Annotated in this window: 16 protein-coding genes; 6 read left to right on the top strand and 10 right to left on the bottom strand. The window is 44.1% G+C overall.

Annotation, left to right across the window (positions count from 1 at the left end):
• Positions 1–29: 29 nt before the first annotated feature.
• The gene (lspA, locus tag NDI48_05965; GenBank protein ID MEP0830754.1) at positions 30–539 is read left to right on the top strand and encodes a signal peptidase II; all 510 of its coding nucleotides are present in this window, start codon (positions 30–32) and stop codon (positions 537–539) included.
• Between the two features lie 342 nt (positions 540–881).
• Here lspA and clpX read toward each other — a convergent pair whose 3' ends face one another.
• Positions 882–2,222, bottom strand: a complete 1,341-nt coding sequence (gene clpX, locus NDI48_05960; protein ID MEP0830753.1) for an ATP-dependent protease ATP-binding subunit ClpX — start codon at positions 2,220–2,222, stop codon at positions 882–884.
• Between the two features lie 513 nt (positions 2,223–2,735).
• On the opposite strand from clpX, the gene NDI48_05955 reads away from it, so the two are divergent.
• Complete coding sequence (locus NDI48_05955) at positions 2,736–3,242, top strand: transcriptional repressor (protein MEP0830752.1); 507 nt, start codon at positions 2,736–2,738, stop codon at positions 3,240–3,242.
• 20 nt (positions 3,243–3,262) lie between these two features.
• A complete protein-coding gene (locus NDI48_05950; GenBank protein MEP0830751.1) occupies positions 3,263–3,418 on the top strand; it encodes a hypothetical protein in 156 nt (51 codons plus the stop codon).
• A 95-nt stretch (positions 3,419–3,513) separates the two neighbouring features.
• On the opposite strand, the gene NDI48_05945 is transcribed toward NDI48_05950, so the two are convergent.
• The 9 genes from NDI48_05945 to NDI48_05905 all read right to left on the bottom strand — a co-directional run bounded on the left by NDI48_05945 (position 3,514) and on the right by NDI48_05905 (position 19,887).
• Positions 3,514–6,435: a response regulator gene (locus tag NDI48_05945; protein MEP0830750.1), complete on the bottom strand. Its 2,922-nt coding sequence runs from the start codon at positions 6,433–6,435 to the stop codon at positions 3,514–3,516.
• A 47-nt stretch (positions 6,436–6,482) separates the two neighbouring features.
• Positions 6,483–6,851, bottom strand: coding sequence for a response regulator (locus NDI48_05940; protein ID MEP0830749.1), 369 nt, complete (start codon positions 6,849–6,851; stop codon positions 6,483–6,485).
• Positions 6,852–6,854: 3 nt separating this feature from the next.
• A complete protein-coding gene (locus NDI48_05935; GenBank protein ID MEP0830748.1) occupies positions 6,855–12,509 on the bottom strand; it encodes an AAA family ATPase in 5,655 nt (1,884 codons plus the stop codon).
• Positions 12,510–12,912: 403 nt separating this feature from the next.
• On the bottom strand, positions 12,913–14,010 hold the full coding sequence (locus NDI48_05930) for an amidohydrolase (GenBank protein ID MEP0830747.1): 1,098 nt from the start codon (positions 14,008–14,010) through the stop codon (positions 12,913–12,915).
• 145 nt (positions 14,011–14,155) lie between these two features.
• Positions 14,156–16,423 carry a TOMM precursor leader peptide-binding protein gene (locus NDI48_05925; GenBank protein MEP0830746.1) on the bottom strand — a complete coding sequence of 756 codons (2,268 nt, stop codon included), beginning with the start codon at positions 16,421–16,423 and terminating at the stop codon, positions 14,156–14,158.
• Positions 16,424–16,585: 162 nt separating this feature from the next.
• Positions 16,586–16,939, bottom strand: coding sequence for a hypothetical protein (locus tag NDI48_05920; protein MEP0830745.1), 354 nt, complete (start codon positions 16,937–16,939; stop codon positions 16,586–16,588).
• 97 nt (positions 16,940–17,036) lie between these two features.
• A complete protein-coding gene (locus NDI48_05915; protein MEP0830744.1) occupies positions 17,037–17,429 on the bottom strand; it encodes a hypothetical protein in 393 nt (130 codons plus the stop codon).
• Between the two features lie 266 nt (positions 17,430–17,695).
• Positions 17,696–18,784, bottom strand: a complete 1,089-nt coding sequence (locus NDI48_05910) for a hypothetical protein (GenBank protein MEP0830743.1) — start codon at positions 18,782–18,784, stop codon at positions 17,696–17,698.
• A 104-nt stretch (positions 18,785–18,888) separates the two neighbouring features.
• Entirely contained in the window at positions 18,889–19,887 is a 999-nt protein-coding gene (locus tag NDI48_05905) for a hypothetical protein (GenBank protein ID MEP0830742.1), read from the bottom strand.
• A 784-nt stretch (positions 19,888–20,671) separates the two neighbouring features.
• Here NDI48_05905 and cbiM point away from each other — a divergent pair.
• The 3 genes from cbiM to cbiQ are packed head-to-tail and all read left to right on the top strand — an operon-like array spanning position 20,672 to position 22,645.
• Positions 20,672–21,424: a cobalt transporter CbiM gene (gene cbiM / locus NDI48_05900; GenBank protein ID MEP0830741.1), complete on the top strand. Its 753-nt coding sequence runs from the start codon at positions 20,672–20,674 to the stop codon at positions 21,422–21,424.
• 36 nt (positions 21,425–21,460) lie between these two features.
• Entirely contained in the window at positions 21,461–21,847 is a 387-nt protein-coding gene (locus NDI48_05895; GenBank protein ID MEP0830740.1) for a PDGLE domain-containing protein, read from the top strand.
• Between the two features lie 15 nt (positions 21,848–21,862).
• On the top strand, positions 21,863–22,645 hold the full coding sequence (gene cbiQ, locus NDI48_05890) for a cobalt ECF transporter T component CbiQ (GenBank protein MEP0830739.1): 783 nt from the start codon (positions 21,863–21,865) through the stop codon (positions 22,643–22,645).
• The last annotated feature ends 21 nt before the right edge of the window (positions 22,646–22,666 follow it).

Raw genomic sequence — 22,666 nt, 5'->3', positions numbered from 1 at the left:
CTAACCTTCAACCTAATGACTCATAACCCATGACCAAGCCCCTGAAAAACCCCTTTTTTTGGGTTATTGCCTTGATCAGTCTGATTTCGGATCAGCTAAGCAAATATTTAGTGGTGCAGAATTTTGAGTTGAAGCAAACTCTAGGTCTTTGGCCGGGTGTCTTTCACTTTACCTATGTCTTAAATCCTGGTGCAGCTTTTAGTGTCTTTCAGGGAGAAGTTTGGTTACGCTGGCTGTCTTTGGTCGTGAGCATTGGTTTAATCGCGTTCGCTTTGTTTGGCCCCGTGTTAAATACTATAGAGCAGCTAGGTTACGGCTTTATTTTGGGAGGAGCTTTGGGCAATGGTCTTGACCGTTTTTTCAACAGTTGCGTCGTAGACGGCAAGCTTTTAACGTGCGTCGTAGATTTTTTGGATTTTCGTCTGATTCATTTCCCCGTGTTCAACCTCGCTGATGTTTTTATTAACATTGGCATTATCTGCTTGCTGATTGTTAGTTTTCGGGATCAACCCCCCGCGTCGAAGTCTCGGCGTCTTTAAAGTTAACTGGCGAAAGCTTGTGATTAAAATAGGCGATCGCTAATCCAGGCCACGGCTTGCCCTACACCCTCTTAGGCGCAAATCTTCTCACCTAGAGCAATGGTTAGTTGATGGTACTAGGACTTACACACTGAAACGAAATCTCGTTGTTCTGGGCGTTGTTCAAGAAGTGCGATCGCTTGCTCCGGCTAATCCTGTGGGCGAGGGACAACCTGCTGGCTGTAACTAGACAAAACTGGAACAGTCTGTCCGTTCTCTCTAACCCGTTCACTCCAGGGTTGTACATCGCCACAGAAACCGATGGTGATTATTGTGATTTTCATCACCGTTGGCTCCAACAATCTAGGCCGATTCGGATTTTAGCAGCCAAGAGGGATGAGTCAGGAGTTCAGCCGTGGAGCGTTTCTCTACCATCTCCCTGGTAATCGTGCAGCGATGAATATCTTTGCGGGAGGGTAATTCGTACATAATCTCCAGCATCAGCTCTTCTAGGATGCCCCGCAGTGCTCTCGCTCCGGTTTTGCGGCGAACGGCTTCTTGGGCGATCGCTCTTAGAGCATCTGGCTGAAACTCTAGACGAATACTATCCATTTTCAGTAATTTTTGGTACTGCTTCACCAAAGCATTGTGAGGTTGCGTCAATATTCTCATCAAGGCGTCTTCATCGAGTGGCTCAACGGAAGTGATTGCAGGTAACCGACCAATCATCTCTGGAATTAGACCAAATTTCACCAAATCCTCTGGCTCTAGATGTTTGAAAAGTTCGGCTGTCGGCTTTTGCAGAGACTGTACTTCACCGGATTGCACAAAGCCGATCGAGCTTTTCCCGATGCGTTGCTCTACGACTTTGTCTAACCCAACGAAGGCACCGCCACAGATGAAGAGAATATTACTGGTGTCAAGTTGAATACACTCCTGATAAGGGTGCTTACGTCCACCCTGAGGCGGCACATTCACCACCGTCCCTTCCAAAATTTTCAGGAGAGCTTGCTGAACCCCTTCTCCGGAAACATCCCGCGTAATGGACGGATTTTCACTTTTACGGGCAATCTTGTCAATTTCGTCAATGTAGATAATGCCTCGCTCAGCCGCTTCAACATTGAAGTCAGCGACTTGCAGCAATCGCAGCAAGATATTTTCCACATCATCCCCGACATAACCGGCTTCTGTTAGCGTGGTGGCATCCGCAACCGCAAAAGGAACATCTAACTGAGTTGCCAGGGATTGAGCCAAAAGGGTCTTGCCGCACCCGGTAGGACCAATCAGAAGAATGTTGGACTTAGAGAGCTTCACACTCTCCTCAAGGGTCGTCTTGCTGCTCTCGCTTGGGTCAACACTGAGGCGTTTGTAATGGTTATAAACAGCCACAGAGAGAACTTTTTTGGCTTGGTCTTGACCGATGACATACTCATCTAGAGCTTGCTTAATTTCTATCGGTTTTGGCAGTTGATGCCAAGCTCGATGGCTGACTGGGATAGGTTGCTTTTGGGGAGGCTCAGCGTCCTGAGCGGGTTGAATGGCTGTGTCATTGGAGGAGTGGAACAGTTCTTCATCTAAGATCTCGTTGCACAGTTCCACGCATTCATCACAAATATAGACGCCGGGTCCGGCAATTAATTTGCGTACCTGTTCAGAGGACTTACCGCAAAAGGAACATCTTAGATAAGAGTCGTATTTGGACATATAAAAATTATCGCTATTTGAGGTGGTAGCAGCATCCTAAGCTTTAGCTGGGTGCGGCTATATCGGTGTCAGCTCCCCTTGAGAAAAGGAGTTTTGCCCTATGCGTCTGAAATCAGATGCTACTCATTGTGATGGGACTGGGTTTCCCAGTCAAAGGAGCAGCTATCTTGCTGAAATAACCCAAAAAACGATCATTCTACCAAATTGCAATTGTTAAGGGTTTGTTAAGGCATAGGGATGACGGCTTGAGGCGGAGTTTTATGCCAACCCCATGACCGACGAACCATTTGTGATCACTCACTGGAGAGAATCCAGTTTAGACTGCAATTGGTCTTAATACCATTCTAAGAACAATCTCATCCTCCTTAGATCCGTCGGTGGTTTTTCAATATTTATCAATAAAGCACTGAGATTTATTCTCAACTATTAGATTTTGTTGCAAGTCCGAGGTGCCAGTAACTATTATTGTCAATAATGCATTGTCAATAAACGGTTTTTTTTGAGAGAGTTATTATGCCTCCTTACACAGCCGCTTCACTCAAGGCCGAACTCAATTCCAGAGGTTGGCGTTTAACGCCACAACGGGAAACAATTCTGCATGTTTTTCAAAATTTACCCAGAGGCAACCATCTGAGTGCGGAGGAACTCCACGAGCTGTTACAGCAGCGTGGAGAGCCGATTAGTTTATCGACCATTTACCGCAGCGTCAAGTTAATGTCACGGATGGGTATTTTACGGGAACTAGAATTGGCGGAAGGACATAAACATTACGAACTCAATCAGCCTTTCCCGAATCATCACCATCATTTAGTCTGCATTCAGTGCAACCGAACCATTGAATTCAAGAATGATTCGATTCTCAAACAAGGGGTCAAGCAGGTGGAACGAGAGGGTTTACAGATGATTGACTGCCAACTCACGATTCATACCATCTGTCCGGAGGCTCTGCGAATGGGATGGCCTTCTGCCTTACCCAGTAATTGGTGCTGCACCCGCTCAATTGCCCATGGGTTGAACTAGATACCTGTTCTTCTTGCCCAATGAGTGTAACGACGTTTTGTGAGCAGGAGGAAATGGGTCAAATTCGGGATTTGGCAGAGACGCACGCCGTGAAGGAAGCTTATGGCGTATTGTCCGCACCCTATTTCATCCACAGCCAACAGTCTAGCTTTCCACGTAGCTGTTGGCTCTCTTGACATTTTTGTTTAGATTCGAGTTAGAGAAATCAATATTAGAGAGCTGTCCCTACTTGAGCCGAGTGACAGTTGGGTTAATAGGCTCAGGTCATGGTTTAATTTAAAAAAATTTCACAGTTTTTGATATAGAAATTAGCCGCTTTATCTTGGGCGTTTATCTGGAAAATATCTTTGAATATTTGATAAGCAGAGGCAATTTGATTACTATTATAAAGTATGACGGCTTGTTCAAACAAGGTTTTAGTTTGCTGTTTGAGAGATTGAAGTTGAGGCGGATCTGTCTCAAAAATTTCAAAAACAGAAACCCGTTCTTTCTTACCTTTAACTTGTACTTGTCCGATGAATCGATAGTGATACAGCGTGGGGTCTTCCAGGCTAAATAAAGTCGGTCCGCTGATGAGAATGGAAGCCCCATAAACTTTAGTTAAATCTTCTAGACGAGACGCTAAATTAACCGCATCGGCAATCACAGTGCTTTCCATGCGCCGTTCTTCGCCAATGGTTCCCAGCATCAAACTCCCCCGATGCAAGCCAATACCGATCGCCAGGGTCGGATAACCAGCTTTTTGCCGCTTGATATTATAAAGTAAGACCTGTTTTTGCATATCGAGCGCAGCCTTTACGGCCTGATCCGCAGTCTCAGGAAACAGCGCCATCACCGCATCCCCAATATATTTATCAATAAAACCATGATGCTGGCGAATAACAGGCCCTACCCAGCTCAAGTAAGAATTGATAAAATCAAAGTTTTCCTTGGGAGACATCTCTTCGGAGAGGGCGGTAAAGTCGCGAATGTCAGCAAACATCACGGACATTTCTTTAAGAATCTGGTCACCCAAACGGACATCCACAATACTTTTATGTCCCAAAAAGCGCAAAAATTCATGGGGGACAAACCGACCATAGGCGATATTAATTTTAGAGAGATTGATATGGGTTTTAATTCGCGCTAAAAGTTCATTTTTCAGGACAGGTTTGGTCAAATAATCATTGGCCCCCGCATCCAAGCCAGCCACGAGGTTTGAAACTTGATTTTTGGCCGTCAACATCACAATGGGCATTTCCGAAGCGGGAAACTGTTCGCGGATTTTTTGACAGACTTGATAGCCAGACATCTTCGGCATCATAATATCGAGCAAAATCAAATCTGGCCGGAGTCCGTTGTGAATTTTTTCTAATGCTTCTATTCCACTGTGGGCTTGGACAATGCCATAGTTTTGCAGGGATAGGTGATTGGCAACAACTTGCAAATTGATCGGTTCGTCATCTACCACCAAAATTGTTAATTGACCCTTTGATTGAACAATGGGTGCAAGAAGTTCGGGGGGCGGTGATTCATTTTCCCGCATTCTAGCCACGGCTTGGCTGAAATCTAACGTCCGAGTTGGTGTTTGGCTACTCATGGGTAGCGTAAAAAGGAACCGGGAACCCTGACTCAGTTCTGACTCGACGCGGATTGTACCGCCATGCAGTTCCACAAGTTGTTTGGTGATACTTAGTCCGAGTCCGGTTCCACCATACTCACGGGAGACGGAGGCATCCACTTGCTCGAAGGATTTGAAAATATCGCCGAATTTATCGGGTGAGATACCAATCCCGGTGTCGGCAACGGTCACTTCTACCATACCGTCGAGAGCGATCGCAGATACCGTCACTGCTCCAGATTCCGTAAACTTGATCGCATTGCCGACCAGATTGTACATAATTTGTTGCAGCCGATTCTCATCACCTTCAACGGCAACTAATTCCTCTGGAATCGCGTTATTCAGTTCTAGGGATTTACCCGCCGCCAGAGGACGACAAACCCTCAGAACAATCTCTGTAATCTGGCGAAAGTCTACAGGCTGCCTTTGCAGTTCGATGTCTCGGTTCTTCAGTTTGGCGAAATCAAGGATATCATTAACCAAGTTGGCCAGCCGCATCCCACTAGAGACGACCATGGAGAGATTGGCTTTTTGCCTGCCATTGAGTTCACCCGCCGCACCATCGAGGAGGGATTCCGCAATGCCGATAATGCCATTGAGCGGGGTACGGAGTTCGTGGGATGTATTGGCTAAAAACTCATCCTTGATTTGATCCAAGCGCTGTAATTGAGTATTCTTGAATTCCAGTTCTTGGGTGAAACGAATTCGTTCAGTTTCCGCTCGTTTGCGTTGAGTGATGTCTTGAAAGGCCGCGATTGCATAGACAACCTGATCCGTTTCATCAAAAATTGGAGTTGCCCACACTTCTAGAGGGATAATGCGATCGCCTTGATGAAGCTCCATATTATCCACAGTGGCTCTTTCTCCTCTTAAAGCTCGCCAAAGGGGCTGTTGCTCTATGGGATAAATTTGTTGTGTCCCTGCGACATAGGCTTGATACACCATCGGCCATTGTTCAGTCGTGACATCCGGCGCGATCGCTTTACCCAGTAACTCCTGTGCGGTTTGATTGGCGTAATAGGTTCTACCACGACTATCCACCACAAATATGCCCACCGGTAATGCTTCCAAAAATTGAGCTAACCGCCTCTCGCTAATGCGTAGAGCCTCTTGGGCACGTTGGCGTTCGGCAATTTCTTGCTGGAGATTTTTCAATAATTCGGCTTGAGCCTGCTGAGCTAAACGCTCTTTTTGCAGCGCTTGTTTCATCTGATCAACATGTTGCAGCGTTTTGTTGGTCGTAATTTCTAAATCTTGAAAATCGATCGGTTTCGTCAGAAAATCAAATGCCCCCAAATTCATGGCCTTCCTGATATTGTCGATATCCCCATAGGCCGAAAGAATCACAGTTTTGATAGTGGGATGTTGCTCTGAAAGCCGAGTGAGCAAAGCTAGCCCATCCATCTGGGGCATATTAATATCGGTTAATACCATATCGATATCCGGTTCAGTTTGTACCTTTTCTATGGCTTCCAAACCATTTTGTGCAAAAACAAACTGAAGTTCATTTTGCCGAATTTTTTTTCTAAATTTCTGGCGGATCAGGGATTCTAAGTCAGGCTCGTCATCCACAACCAGTATTTTCGCTGGCATTGTTTTTCCCTGCTTGCTGGCATAGTTTATTTGCCGGTTAGGTTTAGCTAATAATTCAAAATTTTGTCTTTGAGGTTGTCAAATTCAACAGGCTTATGTAGATATTCGTCCGCTCCATACTCCATCGCGACTTTGTAATTTTCTTCATCTCCATAGGCGGTAATCATAAAGACTTTTAAATTAGGAAATTTTTCTTTAATAATTTTGAGCAGTTCTAGACCGTTCATGCCTGGCATATTAATATCTGAGAGAATCAGGACAACGCAATTTTCTGGCTGACTATTTAAGTATTCCAGTGCCTCCTTTGCCGAGAAGGCAAACTGAAATTCAATTTGACCTTGTTTGATTTCCTTTCTAAATTTTTGCCGAAATAATAATTGAACATCTTCTTCATCATCCACAACCATGATTTTCATGACTTAACTCCGTCTTGGCAAAACAATCACAAATTCCGCATAGCTGCCCGCTTCGGTGTTCACCTTGAGTTCGCCTTGATGCTCTTGGACAATAATATCGTGACTGATCGATAGACCCAACCCGGTTCCTTGACCGGTGGGCTTGGTGGTAAAAAAGGGATTGAATATTTTATCCCTAATTTCATCGGTTATGCCTTTGCCGTTATCTCGGATGCGGATTTCTATCTGCTCACCTAGGTTTTTCGTAGTAACTGAAAGTGTGGGTAAAAATCCTTCTCCGAGTTCTTTTTTCTTCTCGTGGGCCGAATAACAAGCGTTATTAATCACATTCAGAAAGACTCGGCTAATATTCTGTGGGACAACATTCACTAACCCAATCGTGTCGTCATAGTGGGTTTCTATGGTGATATTGAAGGAAGAATCTTTAGCACGCATTCCGTGATAAGCCAAATTTACATACTCTGCTAGTAAGGCATTGATGTCAGTGAGTTGTCGCTCACCGGCTTTGCCCCCAGAGTGCATTAACATGCCACGCACAATATTGTCTGCTCGCTTACCATGTTCATTGATTTTTTTGACGTTTTGAGTCAAGTCATTTAATATCTCCTCAATATATTCTGTTGTTTCTGTATCTAACTTATCTTTTTGATTTTCAATCTCTTCGAGCAGTTCCTCTGTTAACTCGGCAGAAAGTTCAGCGAAGTTATTCACAAAGTTTAAGGGATTTTTAATCTCATGGGCAATGCCTGCTGTGAGAGCACCGAGAGAAGCCAATTTTTCTTGGGCGATAATTTGATCTTGGGTGGCTTTGAGTTTTTTCAGGGTGGAGGCGAGCTCCTGATTTTTCTCTTGTAATTGCTGAGTTCTCTCCTCGACTTTGAACTCTAGCGTCCGGTTGTATTCTTCTAATTGGTTGTAGAGGCGGGAATTTTCGATGGAGATGGCGGCTTGGGCGGAAAGGATGGTTAAGGTTTCGACTCGCTTGGGAGTAAATGCCCCAGTCGTGAGGTTATTTTCTAGATAGAGTATGCCGCTAAGTTTGCCTTGGTTAAGTAGGGGAGCACAGAGAATGGATTTGGGTTGAGTCGCAATAATGTAGGGATCGCGGGTATATTGTCCCTCATGGGTGGCATCATTTAAGACGACGTTTTCCTGAGTGTGAGCGACAAAGTTGATGATGGCACTGGAGACAAGGGGAACTCCGATGGAGGAGTCAACCGCGTCAACGGGAATGGAGCGCATCACATTCACCTCATCTTTACCCACAACGCCTTCGGCTTCAATTACCCACTTGCTATCGTTACCGAGAATCAGGAAGCCTTTTTGCGCTCCGGCATTTTCAATGGCGATTTTCATTAACTTGGAGAGCAATTTGCCCAGCAAGATTTCACTGGTTAGGGTTTGCGAGGCTTTAATTACAGTTGCCAAGTCCAGCGCTTGAGCATCACTCTCAGATGTGGTGACAATCGTGCTGGTGTTTTTATCGCCCTTTCGGCTGGTTGCTCCTACTAATATTTGTGGATACTCAGATTCTAAGGCTTTGACTTTAGCCACTGCTCCCCAGCGAGTATAACAATGATGGGCATTCTTCATGTAAAATTGACCAATTTCTGCTCTGCCAAGGGAGAGGTAAAATTCGGCGGCGCGTTCGTAGGCTAGGGCTTCTTCATGGATGTATCCTTGTTCTTTAGCTCCTCGGATGGCGCGAGCATAGAGTTCTGAGGCTTCCCAACTTTTGTTCAAGACTCGCGCTTTTTCAGCTTCTACTAAGTCATATTTATGCTGAAAATTTTCTGGGCAATGCTCCGCCCACATTTTCATCGTTTTCTGATTGACGGTTACTTGCTTGGGAACTTTATTAGGTGTTTTGTTTTCAGCAGAATGACAACTTGCCAGTAAAGCCAGAGAATAGTAAAAATTATGTTGCACTGAAACCAGGTAAGCGGCAGAACTCTCTACATTCTTATCGGCTTTTATGGCGCTATTGACCGCCTGGTTATAGTCCTTAAAAAAGTAATATGAAATCGTTTTGGCTAAGTAAGCACTTAACAGCAACCAAGCTGCTTTTACTTTAGTCCATTGCTCTAGTATGCTCTCTTCTTGGTCTTGAGTGTCACTGACAACTAAACAAAAGTTATTTTCATATCCTCTGAGTAAATTAATGGCTGTTTTACTACAATTTGTCATGTAGTAAACGGTATACTCTTGTTTTAATTTGATAACCAAATTGATGTATTCTTCATACTTTTGGTTCAATTCTTCCAGGTTGCAGCCAGTAAACATTGAGAACAGGCAATAGGCTGAGGCATTATAAGACGCATGTTCGATATCTCCCGTCTCTAGACCAACATTAAGGGCTGTCTGCAACATGGGGATGATGTCACTGTTGCGGACGGATTCTTTCCAGGGTCGGATAAATCCATTACTGTAATGTAAGACGAGAGATTTAAAGTCTTGAATATTAAATTTATCCAACAGCCTTAATGACAGTTGACCAAAGCGATAACCAGAATCAATATCTTTCATGATTCCACACAGCAGCTTGCCGTAAAAAATATACACGCCAGCCGCTTGGGGAGGATTTCCATAGTTGATGCAGAGATTGACTGCCGTCAAGGTCACCAGAGAATATAACGGAGGATTTGTAATAAATGCTGGCATTGTGACAATCAGTAAAATCCTGACAGCCGCAAGTTTATAGGGGTCGGTCATTTCTGGTAGAACGAATAAATCCTCAATTTGCTTATTTCTCAAGAGCAATTCTATGGATTTTTGTTCTTCCTCGATCCTCTGTTTACTGGGTTTTTGGGGTAAGTCTATTCTTAATTGTGTCAGAATCTCAAGTGCAGTCTCTATAGCGTCATGGAGTTGAATTTTAGCTATATAAGACTGGAGCTTTAGCTCATACACCTTGATTTTATCGAGGAGTGTTTGGGCGTGATTTAGGACAACAGCAGAAAGTTTTTCCGCTTGATCGAACTGAGTATTTATGTACTGGAGTTCTACCGTTTCTAAATGGAGAGCTAGCGTTAAGTCATACTGATGTTTCCAGCTATCGGCTGATAGGAGTTCTAGACCAAATTCTAAATATCTGAGGGCAGGTTCATACGCTGTTGCATTTTTCGCCTTTCTGCCAGCAATTAGATTAAAGCGAGCAAGCTTATTTCGTTCCGCCTGATGGGTAATTAATTCTAGCCCTATGTTGAGTTGGTTGACAATATCAAAGATATTCTCTTCCAATTCATCAGGCTTGATATTTTCCAGCAGGAGTTGACCAATTTTTAGATGAAGTTCTTTTTTCTGGCCTTCCGGAATTAAAGCATAGGCAGCTTGCTGAACGCGGTCATGCAAAAATCTGTAGGGTATAGCTGATGGAGTCTTGGGAACGAAAAAAGAGGACGTATCTGAGTGGTCAATAGACTCTAGCTCTGACTTCCAAAGCAGAGGAGTTTTGTAGTCGTCACTCAGCGGTATAATCAAGCTTTCCTGAAGCGCTGGCCAAAGGTCAGTGGCTGTATCGGATAAAGATTTGGCATTGACAACAGAGAGAACATCTAAATTAAATCGGTTCCCAATACAGGCCGCTAACGTTAAGACCTTCTGCGTACTTGTGTCGAGTTTTTCAATCTTGCCGATCATTAATTCGACAACATTATCGGTTATCCCTATGGCTTGAATTTGCTCAATATCCCACTGCCACCCCCCTTGATTGGTCTTCTTACCCCCCCAAACCTCCTCGTATGAACTCCGGTTCTTAAGGGGGAAGGGTAAGGACTGAGAGGGATTATAAATTAGTAGGTTTTCTGTGTATAAGGATTGGAGTAACTGAGTCAAGAAAAAGGGATTACCGTTCGTTTTATTGAACACTAGCTCAGCTAGGGATTTTGTCTCTTCTGTAGAGCTGTTTAAGGTATCGGTAATTAAATGGTTAACGTGGTCAATTGCTAACGGTTGAAGCGTGATAGTATTGACCCTAGCACCAGATGAATGAATCTGCTCTAAAGTCTGCATTAACGGATGAGTTGGACTGACTTCATTATCTCGATAGGCTCCAATCATCAATAGATATTGGCGATCACTATCCGTCATGAGTAGTTCAATCAACTTCAAAGACGCTGAATCTGCCCATTGCAAATCGTCCAGGAAGATGACTAAGGGATGTTCTTGTTGCGTGAAAACACCAAGAAATTTTTGAAACACTAAGTTAAATCGATTTTGGGACTCGCTTGGCCCAAGTTGCGGCACTGACGGTTGTTTGCCAATCATCAGTTCTAATTCGGGAAGCACATCAATGATGACTTGACCATTGCTACCCAGTGCATCTAAAATCTTCTGTTTCCAAGTTTGCAACTGTGTTTCAGTTTCACTTAACAACTCTCGAATTAATTCCTGGAAGGCTTGAATTAGGGACGCATAAGGAATATTGCGCTTAAATTGGTCAAACTTGCCGGAGATAAAATACCCGCGCCGTTGCACAATCGGTTTATGAACTTCATTGACTAAAGCTGACTTACCGATGCCTGAATAACCAGCAATGAGCATCAATTCGACCCCCCCTTGCCCCCGTGGGAAAGACTGTGTTGTTTGCCCCTCCTTAATAAGGGGGGGTTGGGGGGAGTGAGTTTCGGATTGAGTTACAGTCTCTTCCTGTTCTTGTGTTCTTCCTGCGGCGACTCGTTTGCGCTCCGCGCACGCTACGCGAACAAATGCGGCGAGTAGAGTTTTGACTTCCTCTTCCCGACCGTAGAGTTTTTGTGGGATTTGAAACTTATCGGAAATATCCTGACAAGCGAGGGGGAACTCTAAAATCTGACCGCTAGTTTGTAACTGATGCAGACAATTTTCTAAATCGGCTTTCAATCCCCAGGCACTTTGATATCGCTCCTCTGCCGTTTTCGCCATCAACTTCATCACAATATCTGAAACGATGCTTGGTAAGGGGGCACCGCCGTTCGCCCCTACAAATTCATGGGGCGGTACAGGTTGTTTAGCGATATGACAATGCACCAACTCCATCGCATCATGAGTTGCAAAGGGAAGTTGATGGGTGAACAGTTCATATAACGTGACACCTAAAGAATAAAAGTCAGTTCGGTAATCGATCGCACGGTTCATTCTGCCCGTTTGCTCTGGCGAAATATAGGCTAAAGTTCCCTCTATGCGATCGGGATTGCGAATTGTCGGATTTTCCCGCGATAAAACGGTGGAAATGCCAAAGTCGATAAGTTTAACTTGTCCAGTTTTAGGGTTGTAGACGAGATTAGAGGGGTTAACGTCTTTGTGAATAATATTAGCCGCGTGAATTGCTCCCAAACTTTCAGCTATCTTGATTGCAATAGTAAGAAGTTCTTCTAGCGTAAACTTACGCTCTGCCATTAATAGCTTTAAGGATTTTCCGCCAAAATCTTCTAAGATCATGGCTAGACTATTTTGATATCTCTGCAAGCCATAAACTTTGACAACACCATCCAGAGTCAGGGAACGGGTGATTTCATATTCTTGCTTATACCGGGTGAGGACAGATGGATTGGGATATTCTGCTTGAAGAATTTTCAAGATAATGGGCTGGTTATTTTGTGTGAGGATACCTCGATAGACTAATGAATTAGCACTTTCATGAATTTTGTCGATAATTTGGTAGTTAGTAATAGTATTCATAGTTAGATTTTCCGGAAAGCTAATTTATAACGTGAATCTTCAATTGCTAGAATAGGTTAACGCAGTGTAGCGTATGGCTTTGAAGTCAGTAACAAAGCAAGTATAGCAATCCTATTTAAGTTACAAACTTTGGCTGCTCAAATCCCCGACTTCTTCAAGAAGTTGGGGATCTTGGCGTTTACGAATCATTGAGGATTGCTATAGGTTGCGTTGAGAGGATGTCTCAAAAGTCAGATCCCCCTAAATCTCCTCACCTTCGGCTCCGGCTTAAAAAGGGGATTTTGAGAAGATTCTTCACGCTGAGCTAGTTTTACCCCTTGGAAGGATTGCAGGTGTGTAGCGGGTTATGGCGACTCAATTTGAAAACAGCGATAGAGTGTCCCCTGCATCTATAAACACTGGCTCATGCGAGTCCGTAGAATCGAGCGGGATTCTCCCAAAGAATCTGTTGCACTGTCTCCTGCGGTAGCCGCTCCTGAAGCACCCGATTAATATCTAAAATATCCTGGTCGTTTTCCGTTGTTTTCCAATGAACATGGGGATAGTCAGAACCAAAGAGCAACTTATCTGCACCGATATACTCAATGATGCGATCGATGTAGGGTTCCGACGGTTCAAGCACGACAAAGCACTGGCGGCGAAAATACTCGGAAGGCTTCATCTTCACATTATCCTTAACCTCCCAATAATGGCACTCATACTCTTCATCCAGCCGCCACAGCCAGTAGAGTAGCCAGCCACAACCGGACTCCAGAAAAGCGACTTTAAGTTTAGGATGACGCTCTAACACCCCTCCTTCTATCAAGGCAAGCATTGCCATCATCTGCTCCATCGGATGAGAGCAAGCGCGTAGGGCAAAACGGGTATTAAAACGATCTGCGCCAGCGCTGGGCAAGCGACTATGAGTGCCTTCATGAATACATACCGCTATTCCCAGTGCTTCACACTCTGTCCAAAATAGCTCATAGGCGGGGTCACTCAGCAGTCGTCCCTTAACTGGGTTGGGGCGCAACACTACAGCCTTCCAGCCAAATTTGGCGATTCGATGCAATTCCTCAACCATTTCATCGGGAGCATGACGATTAACCAGTCCTACTCCTTGCAGTTTTTGCGGGTCATAACTACAAAAGTCTTGTAACCAATTGTTGTAGGCACGGGTAAAGGCTCCCGCCAATTGCGGCTCCATTGTATCAATGGATAATATGGCTAATCCCAGAGTCGGATAAATAAATGACACATCAATCTTCATCTGCTTCATGGTCAGCAGGTGAAGCTCATTCGTAAAGCCATTGACTCTAGCCATCGGGTAAGATTGCAGAATCTGCTTAGTCCATTGGGTAACAATTTCCTGAGAAGCTTTGTAGTAGATCGGCTCACCTCTAATTTTCATATCCGGTGACGGTGCAAAGCTTTTATAAGCAGGTTCTAAATACTTTTCCCACATATCCAGAGGCTCGAATACATGGGAATCTGCATCAATGATTTTATAGTTGTTAATCATTAGTCTATATGTTAATTAAACGATTTTCTTTCAGTTAGTAGAATGTGTTAACGACAGCGTTACGCACCATTCTCTATCAGAACATCTGGTGGGTTACGGCTACGCCTAGCCTAACCCACCCTACACAATACTTTTAACTTCCTGATTACATCCACATCGGAAATGGATTGAGATGATTTTCTGGTATCGGTTCTTGCAACCAACCCATTTTAACTGGAACATGATACAGCCGTCCCTGTCCTAACCTTTTCCACCAGTGGCGCATACCGGGAACAATAACCTTAACGACTTTTAGTCCGATATCCGGTCGAGTCTGATCCAATACCAACATTTCCATGCCGTTTTTTTCTACAATTTGCTGACAAAGCCTGATATCTTCTAGCAAGTCGTCACTCCAAGATTGGGAATAATCAGCGCTCCCTTTGGGTGGAACATTTTCATCGGGAACTAGATAAGAATGATTTTCTACAGTAGCCGTTTTCCACCATTGGATCACGAGGGAATCGGAGGATGGAGGATATTGAGTACTACCATTCGCATGAGCGGATAAAACGTTAGGAAGGATTTGGTTGACCTCTGTTAAGGCTCTACTAACCGCAAGTTTTGGGTCAAAATGAGCACCATAGCCAAGAATGATATCTTCAACCTCTTGGTCAATTCTGCGAGTAATGGCGGCAAAGGTTGGAATATTCAAATCGCTGGTAATATCCAAAACCCAGAGTTCGCGATGTAGTGTTTGGTAATAGTCCTCCAGGGTTTGAAAATAGGGTTCATCAAAACAACCTAAATCAACCCTCGGTTTCTTGAGGCGGTTATACCACCATAAGGCTACAGAATCTCGCTCCACTAACTCCATAAACCCTTGTAAGATAGCTTCTTCTAGGGTATTGCCAGCCGCGCAGCCATTGGAGTTCGCCCAGCAATCCGGTTTTGAGGGTTGGGGATAGTCATAATAACAGTAAGCCGTTGGCAGATACTTAAAGTCTTCATTGGTTATTGACCAAACGGGCGTCCATTCAATTTCCCGTTCCTGATCAAAGGGTTCTGGAACTTTTTGAAACCCGCTAGAACAACTTTTATTCCATTCCTGACGATTGTTGTATTGTTGTTGGCTGAAATTCATACATTCATTGGGGTGAATGGCTTTATCCCCCAGTTGTTGATAACTGCTTTTTTGTCTGATTTCATCTCCTTGAAAGACGCCAGAGTATCTCTCAATTGCTTCACAGAAAGCACTTACTCTAGCTTGCTGCTCCGTTTTTCCTTTACCTGCACTTCTGCCCCCGATATTTTGGCGTAAGGCATCTAAATCATCGAACATCGTGGCGAAATGATGCCCAGCTACATAAGTATGAGTTAAACCATTGGAGTTTCGGTCTCTCTTTCTTAATCCTCGAACTACTCCGGTTAAAGGGCTGATGTGGTGTTGATAGTTCTTCAGGGTTTCTTCCGGTGGAAAGCAGCGGTGTCCTCCATCCGCTGTAAATGTTTTTTTCCGATGTCCCAGAATAATGGGCAAGGGTTTGCGATTCAACCCATTAACGAGTTCTCCGCAACTTGGACACTGAGGACGCTTAACTAGAATGTGATTTTGAGTTTCTAAAGTGAGAGTATCATGGGTAACTAACATCCCCTCTAGACGTTGATTTTCTCCCTGAACAATCCATTTAAAAATTTCTGTCGCTGCCATCCCTAATGTGGTTTGCAATGTAGAGGGCAGGGAAGCGAGAGGGGAGGTTAAACGGGTTGAAATCCCTTTACGTTTTTCGATAAATCTTGCAACAGGTCTGTTGTCTCGCAAGCGTTGAGCTAAACACTGCCAACAACCCGTTTTTCCAGGATAAAATATAGGCCCTATCCAAACAATTGTGCCCGCAGGTTTAACCAGCATCCAAGGGTGCGATCGCTGCAAGGCTTTTTCATTAAATGTCTCTAAGCCGTCTTGCAAGTAGTCATCAGTCAATACAACCTCAATCTCTCCTTCCTCAGAGACTTGGATATGCAGAGACTCAAGCGTTCGTTTGAATTCAGAGGTGGGAAGATTAGAACCAAAGGACTTCACCGCTACTCTAGTTGATTGCAAACGTCTGTGGGCTTCTTTAGGATTGATGTTTAAATGATCGCAGAAGATGACTAAGTTAGATGGCAAAGGTTCATCGCTTTCAGCAATGTAGCCTTTCTGTTCCATCAACATCAGAGCATAGTAAACTTCAGCAGCAGATACTTTTTCTTTTAGTTGATAAACAATTTCGTCAACCGTATGCTGACCATCCAGCAAAGGGATTAATAGATGCTCTAGACGACTGTTGAGCAAAACAGAATTTCTCTCAGTCAGGAGAAATGTCTCTTCTGAACCTATAGTTTCAAATTGAAAAAAGTGAAAACAGCTTTTTAACTTCGGCTGATTCAGCATATCATCAGATACTAATGATTTTATTGCTTTAAAGCTCAACTAAAAGCTGAGAGAGCATTTTCATATAATTCTCTCCCAAGCTTCTATCCTAAATGGATTCGAGTAGTTCCCGTTGAAACCCTTTTCTCACCTAGATTCTAGGAGAATAGAACAGCGCTAGTTTTAGCAACTATAAGGTATCCATTGACTGATTTCAAATGGAGTATACGGTGCTGAGTCTACTGGGCTATCAACCCACTGAGTTAACTCCTCATTTGTCACTTCAGTCGGTCGATTAGGATAGGGTATATACATCGAGTATCCGTCTCCGCCTACTATCCCCTCAATTTTACCGATGTAGGGAGGCCCGCATGGCGTTGTATCGACATTAATTTCCACATATTGAGCCTCATTTTCAGAGAGAAGATGATTGTCAATCAGAAATTGTGTATCAAAAGAAAGCTGCTGCCCATCGAGCCAAGACTGGGCAATCAGTTGGGAAAGTTTTTTATTGGGACTGAGAAGGTTGTAAGCCATAACTTGTACACTCCTTGAAATTAGAACACAACTCAAACCAATGAAAATGAATCCGTTTAATGTTGTGATAATCACAACCGACTTTCAGGGCTGCTCACTAACGACCTAATATCATTTCCAAGTGGGGAAGGAAGTGCCGCAAATTACCAGGCGCAAACCAAGGCGATGAGTTTGTGTCGCTATTAACCCACTCATTCAATTCTTCCTCTGTCACTTCAGAGGGTCGCTCAGGACTATACGTTATCTGAATCGTACCTTTCTGTTCCTGATCGACATGTACCGTATCGATGTGAATGACGTAGGGCGGCTCCTTCTTTCCCATAATCTCATACTTATAATAGTCAGCTTCCTCAACGGAGACAATATCGTTTTCAACCAGAAAATTTTTATCAATAGTAAGCTTTTGTCCATCCAGCCATGACTGCGCGATCAGTTGGGAGAGTTTTTTCGTGGGAGAGAGAACATTGTAGGTATCGGATGATTGACTCATAAGTTAATACACTCCTTGCAATGGGAAGCTCAGGGGGTCAAACCAAAAGCTCAAGACGGGTCTCTATGAGTGACCCAATTTACTGCGTTAGATACTTGAAAAAAGCTGCGTTTTTACTAGCGTGACTCCATACATATCATGTTTAGTCTTCGTCAAGGCAAAAGAAGAAGTAAAGTTTTGATAACTGACGTGGCGCGATCGCTGATTCACAAAGTTAGGGGCGCGACATGATCGTGCCCCTGCATTAATGTTGTATGGAGATGATATTACTTGTTCTTCGTTTGCGCTTTGGCCTGTTCCATGGCAATTTCTTTCAACGCCTGATACGAGTTAATATTAGAAGCCCCTTCAATCGCCTTGACTGCCAAATCTTGAACTTGCTTGAGCGCCCCATCCAATTGTTTCGATAGGTTATGAATTCGCGCTTCCTGATTCTGGATTGTTTGCTCCAAGGATTGAATCCTCAACTCATAGTTGCGTTTTTGGCCTTCTAAATCCTTGCTCTGTAAATCTTCCTGTACAGATACCTGTTTTCTTGCGATTCCTTCACCCTCAGCTTTTGCCTTTTTAATCGCGGCTTCCTTGTCTTTCTCAAAGGCTTCCACCTTGAATTTTAACTCTTCAAACTTCTTCTCCCGTTCTGCGATCGCTTTTTCCCGTTCATCCCACTGTTTCTCTTGCGCTTGCTTCGTTTCTTCCAGTTCCTTATACAAGCCTTTTTGGTTCTGCTCGTATTCGTCGTTATTTAAGCTACGCCGTAGTGTCAGATCATATTCATACTCTTGAATATCCCGTTGACGTACTTTGCTCTGCTGTTCGTTGCGTTCCTTAATTGAGCGCTTGTACTCCTCTTGCTCTTTCTCCCAAGCTTTCCTCAATTCCTGAATTTCTTGATCCAACGTTTCGCGCCGTTGACCAAATTCTTCCTCAAATGCTTTCGAGTTACTTTCATAAGCTTGGATTAAAGCATCCAGTGTATCGTCTTTAATCTCTTCTAGCTCATGTAATTCTTTAAGTAGTTGCATTTCTTCTGTGAGAGAATGCCGCAGTTCTTCCAGTTTTTCAGCTTCTGAAGTCAATTTTTCAGATAAATCACTAATCGCACTACCAAACCCCAATTGCAGCTTAACCAAGCTATCAATTGTATAGCTCATTTTGTCTTTAACAGTTTGCGGTTGGCTCATGGCAGTTCCTTGGGGTTGAGACTGTTTATCAGTAGCAATGGGAGGTTTGTCTTTAGGTTCTTTCTGAAGCAGCTTGAGTTGTGATTCTAATGCTTTTTTTTCCTCTTGCAACTGAGCATAACCCTCTAGAAGCTCTGCTTTTGTATTTCTATCACTCAGTTTTCTTGCCATGCAAAAACCTCTGATTTACTGATTACGGATTGAAGGTTGAAGAGTGAAATTGGAGGTTAAAAATAACTGGATGTTCGGTTAACCTGCAATCTGCCAATAACCCTTTATTTGAGTTGTTCTTTAGAATTGGAATTTGAAGAACTCTCAAAGGCTTTCATGGCAAGAGATTGTGCCTGTTTCATCGTCTCTTGAAGCTGAGCAGAAAGATTTTCGATTTGTTCGACTTGTTTTTGAATGGTTTGCTCTAGAGACTGAATCTTAAAGTCATAACCCTGTTTCGTGGATTCCCACTCTTTCTTAACTAATTCAGCTTTCACCTTGGCGTCTTGGTGAATGTCTTTAATCGCTTCTTCTCTAGACTTCTTCACAGCCTCGTCTATCTCAATGGGGAAGTCTTCAACTTTTTGTTGATACTCTTCCAACAAGGGTTGACGCTCTGCGAGAATTTTTTCGCGCTCAGCCCATTGCTTATCTTTTTCTTGATTCGCTTCTAACAATTCTCTTTCTTGAGTGCGTTTTAGCTCTTCATAATCATCCGTTTCGATTTTACGGTCGCGTTCTAATTCGTATTCATAATCAGCTTCTTGACGCTGTCTTTCTTTAATCAATAGTTCGTTTTGTTGTTGCACAAAATTTTCAAACTCTTCTTGTTCTTTCTCCCAATTTTTACGCTTGTCAGCCATATCTTTTTCAAGGGCTTCTCGCTGATTGGCTGCATTTTGCTCCAGGGTTTTGAGCTTTTCTTGATGTTCCTGGGTGAGAAGGTGTAGGGCATCGGCAACGACTCGAACTGAGTTTAGCTCTTGTAAATTCTGAGTTGCAACGCTGATGGCACGATGCAACTCATCTAAATTGGAGACTTTTTGAGTTAATTTCTCAGAAAGTCCATTGACAATGTTGCCAAACTCAAGTTGCAGATCGGCGAGTCCTTTGACAATCCCATCAATGGTATAAGTTGAAGCAACCTGTAAAATTTGCTTATTCTTTTCTTTGTCGGCTTCCTCTTCTTTGGTGGCAATTCTTGAGTCAATTCTTTTGCGATCTGTAAGGATTTGCTGAAACGCTTTAGAAATCTGTTCTTTGCTGTCTTTGGTTGCAACCATGATGGTTCTCCTTACACAATATTTAACTCAACAACGAGTAATGCAGCGGCACTCGAAAGCTGGCGTATTATAGTTCCAAAAGCTAATGCTTTTAAGAGAAACGTTTTACGCTAATTGCTGTGTTTAACTACACGAGCCTGTGACAGTTTTCCGGACGCTGACTTGTTTTTTCAAGCCATTATTTCAACAACTGTTAGCCGATGCATTTTTCACAACAGGTATTCGGAATCACCGAAAATTTTATTTCCATACTAGAACAAATGTTCTACCGTAATATACTCAAGTACAAGGGCGCTCGTCAAGGGCAGCAAGTGAAGCTATTTCGCCCAGAGTCGTACTACTGACAGCCGTGGAAAGCGAATAATTCGCTATTGAGAATCGCGAACAGCAATGCACAACGCTTCGCGTCGTTAACGCGCCGACGTGTTTACTGCGTCTTCACATCATTGTGTTTATCTATACTCACTTCCTTAATACTGCTTGACGTTCCGATCGCAGGTTAGTGAAGTAACCGACAGACAACTGCAAGTCACGTTCATGGTTCATGGTTTATGGCAATTTCTACTATGAACTATGAACTATGAGCCGATTTAGCGTATTACAAAGATTTCTGGAATAAAACCTCCATCTCAAGACATAATGGAATAAAGTCGCCAATTCTAAAGAAATTCTCTAGATTTTGCTCAAAATCCCCCCCTACGGCATTGTATTTTTGATGTGGGACAGGTTTTATTAGAGGGTTACGTTTACTGAAGAATCTGGCTGCTAAGGACAGTTTTTTATCATGGTTACAGTTGTGCTGCACAGCATCTCATCCAACAGCTTGCGGCATTGGATGATACAGCCGCACTTAGCCTTGCATATTCCAGATGGCTTCTTGAACCTACCCATTAGTCTGGTTACTTGGGTGATTGCGATCGCTTTAATTGCACTCTCTCTAAATCGATCACAGGCAGAATACCAGGAACGAGTCGTTCCCCTGATGGGCGTTTGCGCTGCCTTTATCTTTGCTGCACAAATGATTAATTTTCCCATTCCCGGCGGCACTTCCGGTCACCTCCTAGGTGGAACGCTGGCAGGAGTTCTGTTAGGCCCTTGGGCGGGTTCACTGGTGATGGTGGTGGTATTCATCGTGCAGGCGGTTCTATTCCAAGATGGTGGCATCACGGTGCTAGGAGCCAACATTACCAATATGGGGTTGATTGGTACGTTTTGCGGTTACTATCTCTATCGTGCGATTCGTCAGGCTTTGGGTCGTGATACCTGGAAGGGAATGGCGGTTGCTACAGCCGTTGCAGCTTGGACTAGTGTTTTTATCGCTTCAAGTTTATGTGCCGTACAACTTGCCCTATCGGGAACTATACCCTTGGCAGTGGCGATGTCGGCAATGGCATTCTGGCACTTACTGATTGGGATTGGAGAAGCGCTGATTACGTTGGTAACAGTGAGTTTTATTTGGCGGACTCGACCTGATATGCTCTACGATCCGCCCCGTAAGCGGAGAGTATCGGATTCGCGCTCGTTCGTGCAGCGTTAAAGAATTTGTATCAATATAGATAGGCATTAAACGCATATGAGTGAGAACCTTTCACCCTCACGTAACCGAGCTTTTTTCATTGCTGGCTTAGGTGTAGCCCTGCTGATTGCAGTTTTTCTCTCTCCCTTTGCCAGTTCAGACCCAGATGGCTTAGACCGCGTTGCCCAAGATTTAAAATTTGATCACAAGGCAGCCGAAGATGCACCAGCCAGGAAGTTGCCTTTTGCTCAAGTTTTTGATGAGTATGCCCTCAAAGGGGTACCCGAAGCTGTGGCGACTCCCTTAGCAGGTTTAGCCGGAACTTTAGCCACGTTTGGCTTGGCTTGGGGAATCGGCAAACTCGTTGTTCGGGGTTCGGGTTCATCGTCTACGGATGATCAGGCATCTCTTGATTCAGAACCTTCAGATCAGCCACTCGATTAGTTAGGACTTAACTGAATGCTGCTGCACATAGGGGCGTTTCATCTCGATATTGATAGCAAGCAAACGACGAGCTGGCACTTATTAGCGCCCCGTACCCGACTTTTGTGTACGCTGCTTTTAGTATTTGCGATCGCACTCACCCCCAATGGGCGTTGGTGGACTTGGGGGATTTATGCCTTAGCTGTGCTAAGTGTTATCTTGCTGAGTCGGGTAACTCTACCCGTGTTGCTCAAGCGCATCGCCGTTGAGTTTGCGTTTGTTGGGGTTGTGCTGTTGGGTACGTTGTTTCGAGAGGGCGGCGAGGTACTTTGGTCTTGGGGTGTGCTGAAAATTACGACAGTGGGGTTAACGGTGTTGGGGAGTGTTACGCTCAAAGCCTTACTCTCCCTGATGATGTTGAATGTATTGACCCTAACCACTTCCATTCCAGCATTGCTCAATGCCTTAGTTGCCCTGCGAACTCCGCCCCTGTTAGTCGCGATTTTGGCATCCATGTATCGCTACATCAATGTCTTGATTGAAGAGTTTAACGCCATGCGGCGGGCGGCAGCATCTCGCAATTTGAGTGGTAACAATCAATGGCAGCGCCGAGTCATTGGCAATATGATAGGTTCTCTGTTCATCCGCACCTATGAACGGGGAGATCGCGTTTATCAAGCGATGCAGGCACGGGGTTATCAAGGCGTGCCGCTTGTGGAAAAAGTACCATCCGGCGGACGACTGGATATCATGGCTTTGACTATAACTAGTATTTGGATAGTGTTGGGGCAAGCGGTTTACTTACGTTTAGGGTTGTAGGCCGCACTGAAGCTCTCACTC

The sequence above is a fragment of the Microcoleus sp. AS-A8 genome, assembly GCA_039962225.1.
Classification (GTDB): Bacteria; Cyanobacteriota; Cyanobacteriia; order Cyanobacteriales; family Coleofasciculaceae; genus Allocoleopsis.
The sequence above is the reverse complement of the archived record's forward strand: the minus strand, read 5'-3'. Positions and strand labels throughout refer to the sequence as shown.